Annotated in this window: 14 protein-coding genes and 2 pseudogenes; 5 read left to right on the top strand and 11 right to left on the bottom strand. The window is 40.9% G+C overall.

The features are described 5' to 3' along the window. Positions 1-16 precede the first annotated feature (16 nt). The 5 genes from sohB to ACG9ZB_RS05795 form a co-directional block, all read right to left on the bottom strand. Positions 17-988, bottom strand: coding sequence for a protease SohB (sohB, locus tag ACG9ZB_RS05815; RefSeq protein ID WP_419324802.1), 972 nt, complete (start codon positions 986-988; stop codon positions 17-19). Positions 989-1,269: 281 nt separating this feature from the next. Next, positions 1,270-2,184 carry a phosphate ABC transporter ATP-binding protein PstB gene (gene pstB, locus ACG9ZB_RS05810; protein WP_419324760.1) on the bottom strand — a complete coding sequence of 305 codons (915 nt, stop codon included), beginning with the start codon at positions 2,182-2,184 and terminating at the stop codon, positions 1,270-1,272. Positions 2,185-2,197: 13 nt separating this feature from the next. Next, on the bottom strand, positions 2,198-3,586 hold the full coding sequence (gene pstA, locus ACG9ZB_RS05805) for a phosphate ABC transporter permease PstA (protein WP_419324758.1): 1,389 nt from the start codon (positions 3,584-3,586) through the stop codon (positions 2,198-2,200). Then, positions 3,586-4,965: a phosphate ABC transporter permease subunit PstC gene (pstC, locus tag ACG9ZB_RS05800; protein WP_419324756.1), complete on the bottom strand. Its 1,380-nt coding sequence runs from the start codon at positions 4,963-4,965 to the stop codon at positions 3,586-3,588. Before pstC ends, pstA begins: the two co-directional genes overlap by 1 nt. Positions 4,966-5,069: 104 nt before the next feature. Next, a complete protein-coding gene (locus tag ACG9ZB_RS05795) occupies positions 5,070-6,095 on the bottom strand; it encodes a substrate-binding domain-containing protein (protein ID WP_419324754.1) in 1,026 nt (341 codons plus the stop codon). A 719-nt stretch (positions 6,096-6,814) separates the two neighbouring features. Between ACG9ZB_RS05795 and ACG9ZB_RS05790 the strand changes: the two are divergent. After that, positions 6,815-7,086 (top strand): annotated as a pseudogene (locus ACG9ZB_RS05790) (aromatic ring-hydroxylating dioxygenase subunit alpha); the annotation flags it as partial. A 97-nt stretch (positions 7,087-7,183) separates the two neighbouring features. Here ACG9ZB_RS05790 and ACG9ZB_RS05785 read toward each other — a convergent pair. Then, entirely contained in the window at positions 7,184-8,716 is a 1,533-nt protein-coding gene (locus ACG9ZB_RS05785) for a pyridoxal phosphate-dependent decarboxylase family protein (protein WP_411370289.1), read from the bottom strand. A gap of 2 nt (positions 8,717-8,718) precedes the next feature. Then, on the bottom strand, positions 8,719-10,092 hold the full coding sequence (locus ACG9ZB_RS05780) for a diaminobutyrate--2-oxoglutarate transaminase (RefSeq protein ID WP_078426577.1): 1,374 nt from the start codon (positions 10,090-10,092) through the stop codon (positions 8,719-8,721). Positions 10,093-10,564: 472 nt separating this feature from the next. Here ACG9ZB_RS05780 and ACG9ZB_RS05775 point away from each other — a divergent pair, with 472 nt between their 5' ends. The 3 genes and pseudogenes from ACG9ZB_RS05775 (at position 10,565) to ACG9ZB_RS05765 (ending at position 13,047) form a co-directional block, all read left to right on the top strand. Continuing rightward, positions 10,565-11,266, top strand: a complete 702-nt coding sequence (locus ACG9ZB_RS05775; RefSeq protein ID WP_419324752.1) for an SIMPL domain-containing protein — start codon at positions 10,565-10,567, stop codon at positions 11,264-11,266. Positions 11,267-11,508: 242 nt separating this feature from the next. Beyond that, positions 11,509-12,326 (top strand): annotated as a pseudogene (locus ACG9ZB_RS05770) (transposase); the annotation flags it as partial. 124 nt (positions 12,327-12,450) lie between these two features. Next, entirely contained in the window at positions 12,451-13,047 is a 597-nt protein-coding gene (locus ACG9ZB_RS05765) for a phosphatase PAP2 family protein (RefSeq protein WP_419324750.1), read from the top strand. Positions 13,048-13,105: 58 nt separating this feature from the next. Here ACG9ZB_RS05765 and proB read toward each other — a convergent pair whose 3' ends face one another. From proB to ACG9ZB_RS05750, 3 genes are all read right to left on the bottom strand, one after another. Beyond that, positions 13,106-14,239: a glutamate 5-kinase gene (proB, locus tag ACG9ZB_RS05760; RefSeq protein WP_348923797.1), complete on the bottom strand. Its 1,134-nt coding sequence runs from the start codon at positions 14,237-14,239 to the stop codon at positions 13,106-13,108. Between the two features lie 26 nt (positions 14,240-14,265). Beyond that, the gene (gene cgtA, locus ACG9ZB_RS05755; RefSeq protein ID WP_419324748.1) at positions 14,266-15,477 is read right to left on the bottom strand and encodes an Obg family GTPase CgtA; all 1,212 of its coding nucleotides are present in this window, start codon (positions 15,475-15,477) and stop codon (positions 14,266-14,268) included. Between the two features lie 402 nt (positions 15,478-15,879). Further along, positions 15,880-16,260: a winged helix-turn-helix transcriptional regulator gene (locus tag ACG9ZB_RS05750; protein ID WP_004980366.1), complete on the bottom strand. Its 381-nt coding sequence runs from the start codon at positions 16,258-16,260 to the stop codon at positions 15,880-15,882. A 112-nt stretch (positions 16,261-16,372) separates the two neighbouring features. Here ACG9ZB_RS05750 and ACG9ZB_RS05745 point away from each other — a divergent pair, with 112 nt between their 5' ends. Beyond that, a complete protein-coding gene (locus tag ACG9ZB_RS05745) occupies positions 16,373-17,224 on the top strand; it encodes an SDR family oxidoreductase (RefSeq protein ID WP_419324746.1) in 852 nt (283 codons plus the stop codon). A gap of 48 nt (positions 17,225-17,272) precedes the next feature. Here the strand turns inward: ACG9ZB_RS05745 and ACG9ZB_RS05740 are convergent, their stop codons facing one another. Beyond that, positions 17,273-17,953: a hypothetical protein gene (locus tag ACG9ZB_RS05740; RefSeq protein WP_419324744.1), complete on the bottom strand. Its 681-nt coding sequence runs from the start codon at positions 17,951-17,953 to the stop codon at positions 17,273-17,275. Between the last annotated feature and the right edge of the window lie 5 nt (positions 17,954-17,958).

Below are 17,958 nucleotides of genomic sequence, written 5' to 3'. Positions count from 1 at the left end.
AACGGCCAACTAAATATTAAAGTTTCGGATCACGCATTTGCATCAAGTTTGCATTGGTTTTAGTTAAGGTTTCCATCACTTTATTCATGACTGTTGGCACTAAAGCATCTGCCATTTGCGCTGCTTGTAAGCCTAACTTCTCACCTAAAGTCGGTTTCTTACGCGTTGAGATGACATAAACATCATGATCGGTCAGCAAATTAAGCAAATAAGCATCTGAAGTTTGTAACTGATCGACCAAATTCAAGTCTAAAGCATCTTGCCCATACCAATGCTCACCTGTCGCTACTTTCTCAACATTGAGTTGTGGACGGTATTTTTCAACAAAATGTTTAAACAACACATGTGTCTGTTGTAACTCTTTTTCAAACTTCGCCTTACCATCTGCTGTGTTTTCACCAAACATTGTCACTGTACGTTTATATTGGCCTGCTGTGTATAATTCAACATCGATATTATGTTCTTTTAGCAGACGATTAAAATTAGGAACTTGCGCGACTACACCAATTGAACCGACAACTGCAAAAGGTGCAGCAATAATCTGATTGGCAATACATGCCATCATATAACCGCCACTCGCTGCAACTTTATCGACACAGATAGTGAGATTGAAACCTGCATCACGCAAACGTACCAATTGTGCAGCAGCCAAACCATAACCATGCACCATACCGCCTGGGCTTTCTAAGCGCGCTACAACGCGATCACGCCCTGCTTTGGCTGTCGCTAAAATCAATGTAATTTCTTCACGTAAGCTTTCTACCGCTGTTGCCGCAGTATCACCTTTAAAATCTAGAATATAAACTTTTTGATTGGCCTTTTTACGGTGACGAGACTCTTTCGCTAACTGCTGAGTCAGCTGCAATAACTCTAATTTAGAGGCTGTTGTTTGCGCTATTTTTTTACGTTGTTCATTAATACGCGCATTTAAATGTGTAATTCGAATTTCAGCGGGAAGTTTCGGTAAATGAAATAACATAGAAATTATATTCTCTAAAATAATACGTCGATATATGACCTAGATTAGGTCAATGGCATTTTTTTTCAATAGCCATTTTTTGTTTTATTCTGTAATGCGTTATCTTTCACATTTAATCATTTACAAGATGAGTCAATCTTTCAGACAGCACATCTTCGCATTTATTGTCCAATATGACTGCAATACACAATGCCCATTATCATGGCTATTTAATCACTAAACCAAATGCTCGCTCATAAAAAAACAGAGCACATAGGCTCTGTTTTTTCAAATATTTCAAGTTGTGCGTATTAACCGAAACGACCTGTAATATAGGCTTCAGTTAACTGATGATCTGGCTGAGTGAAGACTTTCTCGGTTGAGTTCACTTCAATCAAGTCACCTAAATGGAAATAAGCGGTACGATCTGATACACGTGCAGCCTGCTGCATCGAGTGCGTCACAATCGCAATCGTATACTGCGTTGAAAGCTCAGAAATAAGCTCTTCCACTTTCGCTGTTGCAATCGGGTCAAGCGCTGAACATGGCTCATCCATCAGAATCACTTCTGGACTTACCGCAATGGTACGTGCAATACATAAACGCTGCTGTTGACCACCCGACAACCCTGTGCCCGGTTGGTTTAAACGGTCTTTGACTTCATCCCAAAGGCCCGCTTTACGTAAGCTGTTTTCTACAATTTCTTCTAAGTCATACTTATCACGCGCCAAACCATGCAGTTTAGGGCCATAAGCCACGTTATCAAAAATTGACTTTGGAAATGGGTTTGGTTTCTGGAATACCATACCGACTTGAGCACGAAGCAGCACTACATCAAGGTTTGGGTCATAAATATCTTGATTATCCAACATCACTTTACCCGTCACACGACAGCTATCAATGGTGTCGTTCATACGGTTCAAAGTACGTAAGAAGGTCGATTTACCGCAGCCCGATGGCCCAATAAATGCAATCACTTCATTTTCGTAGATATTCAGATCAATCCCTTTAATCGCTTCAGCTTCGCCATAGTAAACATGTACATCTGAAGTGCTGAGTTTGACTTGTCCTCGTGCCTGATCTTTCTTAGCAGAAGTCTGTGTATCGAACTGCGACACAAAAGAAGTACCCTGCTGACCTGAGGTCGTATTCGGGTTTGTAAATTGAGTGTGTTCTTGATTCACTGTTTGATCCTGATCTAAGGAATTTTTAACAACGGTATTCATATTTTGCCCTCACTTACCAACGGACTTCAAATTTCTTACGTAACCAAATTGCAATACTGTTGAGTCCAATCATCATTGCAAGCAGAACAATAATCGCAGCTGCTGTACGTCCTTCGAAGAAGTTACGCAGCTCATTACCTTGCCACAAGAAAATCTGTACAGGTAAAGCACTTGATTGATCAAAGGGGGTCGCAGGTACACTCGCAACGAATGCGCTCATACCAATTAATAACAGCGGTGCAGTCTCACCTAATGCTTGTGCTACACCAATAATTGCACCCGTTAGAATCCCCGGTAGTGCAAGTGGTAAAACGTGATGGAATACGGTTTGTACACGTGAAGCACCTAGCCCTAAAGCTGCCTGACGAATTGATGGTGGTACAGCTTTCAACGATGCACGTGTCGTAATAATCACCGTTGGTAATGTCATTAAGCTCAGCACCAAACCACCAACCAATGGCGCAGAAAGCGGTAAATGCATCCAGCCAATAAAGATCGCAGCACCGAGCAAACCAAAGACAATCGATGGTACAGCCGCAAGGTTGTTAATGTTGACTTCAATGACGTCAGTGATCCAGTTTTTAGGCGCAAATTCTTCGAGATAAATTGCAGATGCCACACCAATTGGAATCGAAATAATGATCACAATCAGCATCATGAACAGTGACCCCATGAATGCTCCTGCTAAACCTGAAGTTGCAGGAGAACTGCGCGAGTCTGGACTGACAAAGATGTTGGTATTAAAAGTATTTTCCATGACCCCTGAAGCTTTCATTTCATCGGCAAGTTGACGAACTTCTGGACTCAACTGTTGCTGCTCATCAGGCAAGCTACGGTCAATGTTTCCTGCGAGCCACACATCAACGTTTGCATCAGCAAGCACTTTAATGTCTTCTTTCTTACCGACCAATGATGGATCTTTCATCACCATATCACGTAAGCGATACGCTTCCGAGCTGGTATATAAAGAAGCCAAATCATCGCGTTTAGAAGCAAGTGCTGGGTCTTTTGCAATCATGGCATTCACGATTAAAGCATCCCAATCCACCATGCCCATTTCAGTTTGCCAAGCAATAAAACGTTCCTCAAACTGTGCTGGAGATTCGCCTGCACGCTGTACTGGTTTTGCACCTGTCGTAATAATGGCAGGGTCAAAGTACACGGCTAAACTCATGCTACTTTGCCAAAAAGCAGGTAAGCCTTTTGATAAAATACTGCCAAAAAGTAGCGCGACAAAGAATAAACCTGCAATCACTGCTGAGAAACCAAAGAAACGAAAGGTTTTTTCTTTACGGTGACGTTTTGCCAATGAATTACTGATCGTTTGCTTACGCTTTTCTCGTAATTCTGCCGCATGTTGTGGATCAAATACTTGATCTGCTGTGCTATTAGAAGTCGTCATTAGTCGTATTGCTCACGATATTTACGCACGATGTACAGTGCAACAATGTTCAAACCAAGCGTAATTACAAAGAGGGTCAGACCTAGTGCAAATGCCACCAAAGCTTGCGGGCTTGCAAAGTCAGTATCACCAGTCAATTGGTTTACGATGGTAATGGTCACAGTTGAAATGGCTTCAAGTGGATTGGCATGTAGTAAAGGACTGTTCCCTGCTGCAAGCACCACAATCATGGTCTCACCGATGGCACGTGATGCTGCAAGCAAGAAAGCGCCGATAATGCCCGGAAGTGCTGCTGGTATCACTACCTGACGAATGGTTTCAGACTTTGTCGCACCTAAACCTAATGAGCCATCACGTAATGCACGTGGCACCTGTGTGATAATGTCATCTGACAGCGATGAAACGAAAGGAATAATCATGATACCCATGACGAAGCCAGCAGTGAGTGCACTGGTTGCGTTGATGTGTAAACCAACGGACTCACCAAGCATTTTAAAGAATGGGCCAATGATCATCAGTGCAAATACACCGTAAACAATAGTTGGAATCCCTGCGAGCACTTCAATGGTTGGCTTTGCCCAGGAGCGGAAACCAGAAGATGCATATTCAGCAAGATAGATCGCGATCATTAAACCCACAGGGACTGCAACCAAGAGTGCAATACCACTGACCATTAAGGTGCCCCAAAGTAGAGGAAGCAAACCATAACTGCCCTCTGCACTACCTGAAGTACTGAAGCCGGGGTTCCATTCTGTACCGAAGAAAAAGTCAAGTGGACTCACAAAGTGGAAGAATCGCATCGCTTCGCTGAACATCGACATCACGATACCAATCGTGGTTAGAATCGCGACACCAGAACAGAGTGCAAGTGCAACATTAATGGTTTTTTCAACTTGGTTACGCGCGCGGAATTGAGTTGCAATGCGCTTTTTCGCAGCGACTAAACCTGCCAGTGCTGCACAAATCACCACTGCAATTTTTGCAAATGTTCCAATGCTTTGAAACTTCGCCAGTTGCTCCGCTGCAGCAAGCTCATACGCGGCTGGTGTATCTGTTACACCAAAACCTGAAGCAATCGCTTTTACACGGTTAATCAACACATCCGTACTAGCAGCATCTAAAGTTGCAGCGACTTGTGCTGGCACGTGATTTAGCACCACATGGTTCAAAACATTTGGTTCAACAATATTCCAAACAATCAAAATTAAAAAAGCAGGGATACCACACCACAAAGCCACTAACGCACCGTAATACCCTGGACGTGAGTGTAATTTTGCAGAATTATTTCCCTTACCTGCTAAGTTACGGCTCTGACTTAAGCCTATTTGATAGGCTATGGCAATCAGTGCCAATAACACAGCTATAAGTAGCAGATTCATGTATTCTCCACGGTTCTTTCAATTTTCATTATTTGAAAAAACTTAATCCTAGTAAAAAACGTCAAAGGTAGGACTTGCCTACCGTTGACTGTTTCTACGCTTAATTACTTAACCGCTTTGCCTGCTTTGAAGTTCGCAAGAACTGCTGCACGCTCTTTGTCTGACATTGAGATCAAACCAGCACGCTCAAGCTTAGAACCTTTACCTGATACTTTCTTGCTGATGAAGTATTCAGTGTATTCTTTTAAGCCTTTGATTGATTTCAAGTGCTCACCCTTCACGTAGAAGAATAATGGGCGTGAAACTGGATATGAACCATTCAAAATCGTCTTTTCAGATGGTACAACATTGTTCACTGTAGCTACGCGCAACTTGTCACGGTTTTGGTCATAAAAACCTAAACCAAACACACCTACTGCGCTAGGAGACGTTTTTAAGCGCGCTAAAGTTTCAGTGTAGTCACCCGCAATCTCAATCACTTTGCCGTCTTTACGGAAAGTTGAACATGCTTTCTTTTGTGCATCTTTATCCATTGCTTTGATTGCTGCATAAGTTTCGCAGCCTGCATCAACCATTTTTTCTTGGAAAACTTCACGTGTACCGTGGTTTGATGCTGGAATAACTAAAGTGATTGGTTCGTTTGGAAGGCTTTTGTCTATTTGGTTCCAACGTGTATATGGGTTTGCAACCATTTTACCGTTAGATGGTAATTGCGCTGCCAAAGCTGCATAGACGTGCTGTGGACGTAATTTGTATGCTGCTTTAGTTGCATTTGAAGCGAACACAATACCGTCATAACCAATTTTAATTTCGATCACTTGGTTCACACCAGCTTTCTTACAAGCAGCTAATTCTGTATCTTTAATTTTACGAGATGCGTTTGCGATATCGATGGTGTTATCACCCACACCATTACAGAACTGTTTCAAGCCACCTGAAGAACCGCCAGAACCAACAACTGGTGCTTTAAATTGTGGGAAAGTATTGCCAAATTCTTCAGCAACAATACTTGCATAAGGTAAAACTGTTGAAGAACCCGCAATTTGGATTGTGTCACGAGCTGCGTTTGCCGTGGTTGCTACAGCTGCCCCAGAAACTACTACTGCAAGTGCGATATGGTTTAAGCGCATATTTGTTATCTCACATATTAAACATTTTGGAGTACGCCACTTTTTATTCAGTCTTGTACTTTTTTGGATAACTGCATTTTGATTTCAGAATATGACAAGCAAGTTACAGCATTGTGACACTTTCATGATGTTTATTTTTATTTGTCCATGATTCGTTACACTTTGTTCAATTTCACCCAGTTTAAACACCTAAAGAATTTTTCTTACTTTTATAAAAGAAGGTCCCTAGTTCATTTTATACCAACTTTTTTCAAACTTTTATAAGAAATAAAAACTTTTAAAATCAATCAATAAAATAAATAACACTCCATACACTTTGATTTTTTTAACTTTGAATAGCCCTTCTAATCTATAAAAATTTACGTATACCCATATGCAGAATCCATATAAATTTTCACCATTTGTTAGATTTTCATACCCCATAAGTGACAAATGAGTAGTGTCATATTTAGAAAATTGAGCGTCATTTAGGTCTTAATTTTTACTTTTTATCCCCCATTTATTACTGAAAAATAGCATACTCATCTCAAATACGAGAGCAAATTTATGACTTTTTAGACTCAGGTGCCTTTCTTATTTTTAGAAATACTTGTCCAAATAATGGGTATTTCTGAGGGAGACCACTTTATCTTTTTTTCTAAAAGATAGCTCAAAGAAGGAAATTTTGGGTTTCTCCTACCCTTTACTACCGCCTTATTCATTTTTCGTAAGAAGCGTGACAAGTCATTACAAATGCAGCATTTCACATGACAGCTAGACAAACACATTTATTTACCCCAATTTTCCGGGATTATGACAAGGACTTGCCTGTCGTGCAGATCATACCTTTAACTTGAAAATTCGTGAAGAAAATCATTTGCATATTGAAAATCAAAAGCCCGAATATTTAGCGTTAGTCTTAACCATTGAAGCTCATTTTCCTAAAAATCATAATTCAAGCATGTATCGCAAACCACCTCACAGAAAACCAAAGCATCTCCAACATAATTAAAATTAGGTGCATAGCCAATAGATGTTATGCATTTTAATATTTACAACATATAAAAAAAGGAGCTGATATCAGCTCCTTTTTTTAACACAACAATCAATTAAGCAATTGCAGGTGTATAGGTTCCATCTGCGATTGAACCTTTGATACGATCCGCTTCTGCAAGGACAAGACCAAGCAGGTTCTTCACGTTATCTAAAGTCGCAACTGGACTTAAAGTCGTCATTTTCAAAGATTGATTTTGACCTACTTTAGTGACGCCAATATTCGCTTCACCACGTGCAAACAATTCATCTGCAACATTTTGGTTTAAGGTATCAAGCAATTCTACTGGATAGCCTTCTGGAACCACACGGAACAATACAGATGCAAATTGTGGATTAACCAACATCTCTAAACCAGCAGTTGCATTGATATAATCAGCAACGTCACGAGTTAAAGTAACGCCGTGGTCAATCATAGAACCATAGAGCTCTTCACCAAGTGCTTCAACAGTCATCCAAAGCTTCAACGCATCAAAACGACGGGTTGTTTGAAGTGACTTAGACACCAAGTTTGGCACGCCATGCTCTTCATCATAAGCTGAGTTTAAATACTCAGCTTCGTAGTGCATGAAACGATAGTTTGCTTCATCTTTTAACAAGAACGCACCACAAGAGATGGTTTGGAAGTAATGCTTATGGAAATCAAGCGTAATAGAGTCAGAAAGCTCGATCCCATCCAACATATCACGGTGATTGTTCGATAGGATTAAAGCACCGCCCCACGCCGCATCAATGTGCATCCACGCGCCATATTTGTTGGTGATTTCACGAATTTGCTTCAGTGGATCAATCGCACCTGCATCGGTTGTGCCCGCAGTTGCAACCACACATGCCACGATTTTACCTTCAGCTTGAAGGTGAGCCATGGTTTTTTCAAGTGCATCCACATCCATCTGAGCGTTTTCGTTCACAGGAACGGTTACGACTGATTGGAAACCCATGCCCATCATCGCCATGTTCTTTTGCACAGAGAAGTGTGCATTTTCAGAACAAATAACTTTGACGTTGCGCATCGCATCGCCCGGCACGCCATCACGCTGTACAGACCACGGATTACCGTTTTCGTCTTTCCAGTTTTTCGCAATACATGCATCACGTGCAAGCAGTACACCCATCAAGTTTGACTGTGTACCACCAGAAGTGAACACACCAGCTTGACCTGCACCATAACCCACTTTTTGACGAAGCCAGTCAATCAACTGAACTTCCATCAATGAACCTGCAGGACTTTGGTCCCAAGAATCCATCGATTGATTCGTTGCATTAATCAGCACTTCAGCAATTTGACTAGTCACCATAGTTGGGCAGTGCAAATGCGCGAGCGAGTGCGGGTGATGGACTTTTAAGCTTTTGTTTAAGAAAAGCTCAACCATACGTTCAAGTGACTTTTGTACACCCAAACCTTCTTTAGAAGGATTAAATGCAATCGCGCTGCGTAGCTCTTTAATGCTACCGCCTGTGTACATTTTGTCATTTTGCAACCATGCTGCAACTGCTTTAGTCGCTTGATCCATTGCTGACGAATAGTCAGCAATGGATGCAGCATCATTGCAGAGTAACGCCTTACGGTGTTCTGCAAAATCAACCATGATTACGCGCCTCGAGTTGCAACAAGTGCTTCAGCAATTGCTTTCTTAAAGCGAACAATTACTTCTTCACATTCAGCTTGAGTGATAATAAGTGGGCAAAGTAAACGAATCACTGTACCGTTACGACCGCCTTTTTCTAACAATAACTTGTTGTTGAAGCATGCCGCTTGAATCGCTGCTGCCAGTTGACCATCTGCAGGTAAAGACCCCATATGATCCGCTGGTTTACGCTCATCAACAATTTCAACACCAATCATCAAACCACGACCACGCACGTTACCGATACATGGGAACTCTTGAGCAAGCTTTTTAAATTCAGCTTGTAAGAAATCACCACGTTCTTGTGCATTTTGCGCAAGGTTTTGTTCTTTGATGGTTTTGATCGTTGCAAGACCAGTACCCATTGCCAATTGGTTACCACGGAAAGTACCCGTGTGACCTGCTGGCTGCCAAGCATCAAACTTACGTTTAATGCCCAATACAGCAAGCGGTAAGCTACCACCAACGGCTTTAGACATGACAACAACGTCAGGTTCAATACCCGCATGTTCAAATGCGAACATTTTGCCTGAACGTGCAAAGCCTGCTTGAACTTCGTCAAGAATCAACACAATGTTGTGCTTTTCAGTCACTTCGCGGATTTTTTTCAACCATTTGGTCGGCGCTGTTACCACACCGCCTTCACCTTGAATTGCTTCAAGAATGACAGCCGCTGGCTTGGTTACACCACTTTCAACATCTTCAATGAAGTTTTCAAAGAAATAAGTCAAAGCATCCACACCCGCTTCACCACCTAAACCAAGTGGGCAACGGTATTCATGCGGATACGGCATAAATTGAACGCCTGGCATTAAACCATTTACAGCATTTTTCGCAGACAGGTTACCTGTCATTGCAAGAGCACCGTGCGTCATACCATGGTAACCACCAGAGAAACTAATCACTGTGCTACGACCGGTATACGTTTTCGCTAATTTAATTGCTGCTTCCGTGCCATCTGCACCCGATGGACCACAGAACTGTAGACAATACTCTTCCTTACCGCCTGGTAATTGTTCAAGCAATGCTTCAGTAAATGCATCTTTTAAAGGTGTCGTTAAATCCAAAGTATGTAAAGGAAGACCACTTGCAAGTGTATCTTGAATACTTTGAATTACCGCAGGATGATTATGGCCCAAAGCCAATGTTCCTGCCCCAGCTAAACAATCGAGGTACTCTGTACCTTCAACATCAGTAACCCAGCAGCCTAATGCTTTGGCTATCGCTAACGGTAATTTCCGTGGATAGCTACGAACATTGGATTCCATCTGACTTTGGCGAGTCAAATAGTATTCGTTAGTAGTATTAGTGGCAGGGTTTACAGAAGAAACGCTCATATCGAATTACCATCTCTGATATGGGTTGAAAGAAATAAGTCGGGTGACTTTTGGTCCTTTGACTCGGCGCTTTATAAATCTAGTCAGATAGCGTTTGGATACTTCATAACTAGGAGGCGGATGATACAGAAATTTTCAATAAAATAAACAGCTTTCGGACATTATCTGCCAGAAATTTACTAAAAAAATATATCATGCCAAACTATAGCTTAAATTATCCTCTTATAGTGTGACAACGTAAAGAAAAGACGATGAATTTATTTATTTTTCAACTTCGCCACAAAATTTCAAAATACTCACCTGAGTCAAAAAATAAGTTTTTGAAATAACTAACTTTATATAGGTTTTTCTGAAAAATATCTTGTACCTTTTTTTACAATCGAACCACAATATTTTCGCAAATTCACCACAAATTGGCTTTAAGCTTTTTACAAATGTTGCAAAACTCCTCCTAAATAAAAAAGGAATAAAAATGCGTCAATTCTTCATCCCAGCAATCGCGCTTAGTGCTTTATTTAGCTCAGCAGTTTTTGCTCAATCTGAGAACCAATTAAACTACAATATTGTCAATGTTCAGGCCGAGGCAACACGCCAAGTATCTAATGATTTAATGAATGCAACACTTTACATTGAACGTAGTAACAAGCAACCTGCCGAACTCGCAACACAAATTACGCAGTTGATGAATCAAGCCACAGCTTTAGCTCGTAAATATCCTAGCGTAAAAGTCGAAACAGGTTCTCAAACCACCTACCCAATTTACAACGATGACAACCAAAAGTTAAAAGAATGGCGTGGTCGTGCTGAAATTAATTTAGAAAGCACCGATTTTAAAGCAGCGAGCCAATTGATTGGTGAGCTACAGCAAAACTTCCAAACGCAGTCAATTAGCTTTAGTGTGTCCGACACACAACGTAAGAAAGTAGAAAATGAGCTGATCGTTGAAGCATCGAAAACCTTTCAGCAACGTGCGCAATCATTAGCGCAAGCATGGAATAAGTCAGGTTATAACTTGGTTAATTTAAACATTAATACCAGCAACTACTACCCTCGCCCAGTCATGATGCGTGCAGAAAGTGCAAAATTTGCAGCAGCTGATGCACCAATCCAAGATGTCGCAGGCGGTGAATCTAAAATCACCGTGAATGCAAATGGTACTGTTCAACTTAAATAACAGATTTCATTCTAATTCATCTAAAAAGCCATGTTAAACGTGGCTTTTTTATTGTGTGTCCATCAAGAAAACTTTAATTCGCCTATTAATTTTAGTGTTTTAATTGCCATAAGTGATAATGGTTATTATTTGCTTTCAACAAAGTTCAGCATATGATAGCCGCGCTCTTTCTTATGGATTGCGCACAAAAGAATGATTTCATCACGTCTTCATCTGCAGAATCGCAGATTATTCAAAGCCTAACAACCAAGGGGATTCATCTCATTACCTTGTATACCACACATCAAAATGGCCAAAATATTCCAATTAATTTCCGAATTTATGACCAATCTGAAAGTAAAACCAAGAATGATTACTTTATGGATATGTTAAGTGAAATACTCAGTTGGGGTGCAAACATTAAATTTATTACAGGTGATATAGCTGAATACTTAATTTATTATCACACCTAAAACCATAGGAAATGAGGTTTTACAGATGTTTCCATGTGCTAGTGTTTTTAGAATTTAGCTATAGTTGGTATTCATCGACTGGAAATCTAAAAACCATAAGAAAACATGGTATTCGATTTATGTTTGGTATCGACTGTAACCGTAAGGTTTCCCCTGAAAAAGGACAATGGTTTCAACTGCGTTTATTGCCAAATTTCCATCAAGGTCAAGTGGTCTGGCTCAAAGATTTTGGCTTTGTACAATTATTTAAGACTCAGTTAAAAGAACAGCAGAGGTTTTATATTGTGCATGAAGATGAAGATGATTTATTGTCCTTTGAGGGTTTTCATGAATTACATTCAAGTCATTGGAAAATAGAACAATATCACCGAGTGATTAAACAGGTTTGTCATATTGAAAAGTTTCAAGTAAGACGATCTAAACTGATTTCGAATCATATTTTTTCAGCCTTGATGGCCTACGTTGAGATACAAAAGAACCAGTTTGAGCAGATCTTTGAAAATGTATATCGTTGGCAGAAGAAATTATTTAGACCAATGATCAAAAACTTCATTGATGACTTTATTCTCGATAAAAATCATCTGCTACCACAGAGAATCTATAAATGATAGTGCGTAAGTCCTAAACTATATTAAACTGTTAAAAAAGACTACATTTTTGTGGTCTTTTTTATTTTAACAATATGACAAAATTATGACTCACTTCCGTACTTGATAAGCACAATCCACTTTCATGACTCTTTCTGAACTTAATTTATCGCTTTTTTCATGGATTAATGCTTCCCCTGAAGCCAGCAATACCAGCATTCATTTTGCCATATTCATCGCCAATGACCTGCTCTATTGTATGATTTTACTATTTGCTTGGTTTTGGCTACGTGGTAAATATGACACTAAAAAGCAGATATTGAAGGCATTTATCTTTACCAGTATCGCAATTTTGATCAGCCAAGGTATTTCTCATGTGTATTATCACCCGCGGCCTTTTGTCATGGAGGTCGGACGAACTCTCATTTACCACGCACCCAATGGCTCTTTCCCGAGTGACCATATGTTGATTTTTAGCAGTATCGCCTTTTCTTATCTATTCTCTGCACAGCGTAAACTGGGAGTCTTTCTCTTGATCATGGCTTGGCTAGTCGCATGGTCACGTGTCTATCTTGGTGTGCACTTCCCTTTAGATATGCTTGGGGCTTTTCTATTGTCTTTTGCCTTAAACTTCTTTGGATTAAAGCTTTGGAATCTCTGTAAAGATAAAATCATGCAATGGGCACTCACTCTTCACTTTTACTTATTTAAGCCACTTATTCAAAAAGGCTATATCAAATAACTTTTTCTTCAAAACAAAAAAATCCCGCTCGAAAGCGGGATTTTTTAATGCGTTTAAATTAGTAGATCGCCATGTGGTTGCGATGTATCATCTCAAGTGAACGTGCTTCACCTAGAACTTGGTGAACTTTATCTGACGCCAAGCCCTTTACCAGCTCCGCTGAGCGCGAACTAAAGTTGACACGCCCGACCGCAACACGGCCACCTTGAATATCAACACATTCAACCACGTCACCGCGTTCAAAATGCCCTTCCACAGCTTTCACACCAACTGGAAGTAAACTACGATGATTGTCTTTAATGGCTTTAATAGCACCATCATCCAACACTAAACGACCTGCAGTTTGTAAGTGAGCGGCTAACCACTGTTGATGAGCGGTAATGCGGTCATTGTCAGTAATAAACAATGTCCCAAGCATTTCACCATCCATCAAACGTGCAAGCACATTGTCACTTTCACCACTGGCAATCAGTGTTGGACAGCCAGACTTTGCAGCTAAGCGTGCGGCACGGACTTTGGTCAACATACCACCACGACCAAACTTACCGCCACCGCCAGCCATATCAAATAAACTCTCATCTAGAGCACGCACGGTATGGAACAGTTTTGCATCTGGATTTGAACGTGGGTCTGAGTCGAACATACCCTGCTGGTCTGTCAAAATAATTAACAAATCAGCATGGACTTGACCTGCAACCATTGCGGCCAGCGTATCATTGTCACCAAAGCGAATTTCATCGGTCGAAACAGTGTCATTCTCGTTGATTACAGGAATGACATGCCATTCAATCAAGTTCTGTAAAGCATCACATGAGTTCAAATAACGACGACGGTCTGCCAAGTCATCATGGGTTAATAACACTTGCGCAGTCTGAATGTGATGTTTTTCAAGCACACTTGACCATGTATGAATAAGGCCCATCTGACCAATGGCAGCACACGCCTGAAGACTGGGTAGATCGGTGGGTCGGCTGTCTAGCTTCATACGAACCATACCTTCAGCCACAGCTCCTGACGACACCAGAATAATCTCATGTCCTGCATTGTGTAGATCTGCAATTTGTTTCGCCCAATGCGAAATTGCATCTATATCTAAACCTTGCCCATTTGCTGTGAGTAAAGATGATCCGATTTTAACAACGATTCGTTTACAAGCTTCGAGCTTACGTTGCCCATCTACCACTTCTATCATCTTATCCTCAGTTACTCATTATGAGCTTAACGTACGTAAAACACTTCCATTTCGCCGTCATCTTCATCATCGTCTTCATCATCAGCCAACAGACCTGCAAGACGTTGTTGGCGACGCATTTCACGATATGCTTCTTTAGCGGCAATCGTTTGTTCGCGTGTTTCAGCTTCAAGCTGCTCACGGAATGCTTTCACTTCTGCTGCATAGTCAGGATCTTCAAGCTCACGTTCACGTTGTTGCTCAATTTGATCCATCAGGTAATACACAACTGGTTTTGTCCCTTCAGACATCAAACCTGAAGTTTTAAATACAGGACCATCCCACTGCATTTCATCTAAGATATGCTGACACCATTCATCACGCGTATCTTCTGAAAGTTGGTCAACTTTGTTTAACACTAGAACGATAGGTAACTTTGAAAGTGTCGGAGAGAACTTCTCTAACTCAGCCAAGATCGCTTTTGCATTGTATGCAGGATCAGAACCATCAATCGGCTGAACATCCACAATGTGAAGTAAAATACGCGTACGCGCCAAGTGCTTTAAGAAACGAATACCAAGACCTGCACCCTCAGAAGCCCCTTCGATCAAGCCAGGAATATCCGCCATTACAAATGAACGGTGACTGTCTGCATCAACCACACCAAGGTTTGGAACCATCGTAGTAAACGGATAGTCTGCAACCTTAGGTTTTGCTGCTGATACGGCACGAATAAACGTCGATTTACCTGCGTTTGGCATACCCAGTAAGCCAACATCGGCCAGTACTTTTAGCTCTAAGCGAATTTCACGGAATTCGCCTTTAAAACCGTGGGTACACTTACGTGGCGAACGGTTCGTCGATGATTTGAAGTGAGTATTACCCAAACCGCCATCACCACCCGCTGCAACAAGCACACGCTGACCACTTTCAACCAAGTCGCCAATAATATCACCTGAGTCAGTATCAACAATGGTTGTACCTACAGGAACCTTTAATACGGTGTCTTCACCACCACGGCCTGCGCAGTTTGCGCCACGACCATTTTTAGCTCGTTCCGCACGGAAACGGCGAGTATAACGGAAGTCTACAAGGGTACTGGTATTATCATCAGCTTCGATAAATACGCTACCACCACGACCACCATCACCACCGTCTGGACCACCAAAAGGTACGAATTTTTCACGGCGAAAACTGGCTACGCCATTGCCACCGTCGCCAGCCTCTACGGTAATGACTGCTTCATCAACAAAGCGCATGCTGCCAATCCTCTAAATACTTTAAAACCGCATATTCTGCCATATTTTACAAAATTTCTCGAATAGAATTATTCAGCGAAACATGAAATTTAGTCACAAAAATACCAAAATCTAACTTTTCGACACTTTTCACCTGATTTTATTCATTTTTTAATTTAAATGTGCTGACCATTTAGTCGCTAGATCGCTCTTCGACTCATTTTATTCAATCCTACTCAACTTTTACTTTCAAAAAGGATTTTCACATCAAAATAGCGCACTAAAAGAATAGCTTGTTTGATAACAAGACTTTTCACAGCCTGAAATTTGAATAAGCTCTAAATCACTTCAGCACGCATGAGGAATTCACTCTTAAAATGTAATTAGGAATTATCACAACCAATCCACAATACTTGTCATCTTTTATTTTAAAGCTGCCACTCGTTCTTTACTTTCTAAAATTTCAGGCAAACTTTTTTCAATCCAACCAATCAAATACATGGTTTTCTCAGCAGCTTGGGAACCCAAAATCGTCAATTGGTACTCTACTTTGGGCGGCACCACAGGATAAACCGTCCGTAGAATAAAACCATCATGCTCAAGAGTTTTGAGCGTCTGAGAAAGCATTTTCTCACTCACTCCTTCTATACGCTGCTTGAGCTCACTAAAACGATGTACGCCATCACTTAAACAGCGCAACACCAGTACCGACCATTTACTCGTAAGATGCTCCAAAATTTCACGAGATGGACACTCCGTGGATAAAACTTGACCTAACAATTTGCTTGTCGCATAGGTGTGCATCATTTCTCTCCATTTGGTTTATTACTTACTTTTTAGTATTTACTTACATTTAGTAAGTTATCAGATTAAGATTCAACCATCAAGTATAGAAAACAACCAACTTAGGTAAATTATGAAAATTGCAATCACAGGCGCAACAGGACAACTCGGCAACCTCGTTATAGAGCAACTTTTGCAGTTAACTGCTGCCCAGAATATTGTTGCGCTGGTTCGTAATATAGATAAAGCTGAACATTTCAAAGCGCAAGGTATTGAGCTGCGTGAGTTTGATTATGACCGCCCTGAAACATTAGTTCCTGCTCTATCAGGAGTAGATAAGTTATTACTGATTTCAGCCAATGAAATTGGTCGCCGTACACTTCAACACAAAGCAGTGATTGATGCTGCGAAAGTGGCAGGCGCACCTTATCTTGCTTATACCAGCTTACTTCGTGCAGATACTTCTCCACTCGGCTTAGCCCAAGAACACCGTGAAACAGAAAAACTGATTCAAGACAGTGGAATCACTTATACCTTCTTAAGAAATAACTGGTATAGCGAAAACCAGCTTGCAGGTATTGCTTATACCATTCAAATTGGGATGCTTTTTGGCGCAGCTCAGGATGGGCGAATTAGCTCAGCATCGCGTATAGATTATGCTGAAACTGCAGCAAAAGTCTTAACCTCAACAGGTCATGAGAATAAGACCTATGAACTAGCAGGTTCAGAAAGTTTTACTAGAGCTGATTTGGCTCAATTCATCAGTCAGGCAACTCATAAGTCAGTTATCTATCAAAATTTGTCTGCCGATGACCTGCGTCAATGCTTAATTCAAGCCAGCCTCCCATCACACTTGATTGATGTGATTGTGGATGCAGATGTGCAGACCGCCAAAGGTGCGATGTACAGCAACAGTAAAGACCTAGAACAATTGATTGGACACAAGACCACCAGTATTCAAGATTCGATTAAAGCTGCACTTTAAGCCACTCACTTAATCTTCACATTCAAACACCACCAATGATTTGGTGTTTTATGGATGAATGTTCTTCACGGATAGTTTCATATTCATCTTCAAATTTGCAGTCGTACTTCGCTCCGTGTTGTACATAGTTGCATTGAAGCTTGCTATTTTGTGCATTGTAATTGGGTCATTCAAATTTAACTGTGGTGCAAACTGATGCAATACATTCAGTCGCACTTGCTCATCAAACTCAAAATAGGCCAAGCCATTAAACATAATTTTGATCGGGAGCTTATAGTCTTGCTTTAAGTGAAATGGCACAGCCAGCTTAATTAGAATATCCAAAGTGAGTGGAAACTTAGGCAACAGTTTATTCTGATAAATTAGATCTGTAGTTGTCTCCAACGGCATATTTTGATCAATAAGCACCTCAGTTTGATAATCAACAGATACTGAAACGGGTAGTTCTACTTCAAACTCTAAATTTACCAAATATTTCCCAGTCAAAGGTAGGTTGATTTTCTGATCGATTTTCAGTTGCGTATCCAAAATCCCAACGAATTGGGTTTCTAAATAATTACCCACTTGGATTTTTGTCGGTAAGGAGTCTGATAGTTGAATTTGGGCTTCACTCGCAGACACTTGCATATTGGCTTGAATATTCAGGTACAACCAAAACAGCACAGGCACCAAAATTACAATGCACACAAAACTCAGTATCAACCGCTTCACAGACTGGAATATCCTCATACTCC

This window comes from Acinetobacter johnsonii (assembly GCF_048551975.1).
GTDB classification, from domain to species: Bacteria; Pseudomonadota; Gammaproteobacteria; order Pseudomonadales; family Moraxellaceae; genus Acinetobacter; species Acinetobacter johnsonii_A.
Note: the sequence above shows the minus strand (reverse complement) of the source record. Positions and strands in the feature narration are given on the sequence as shown.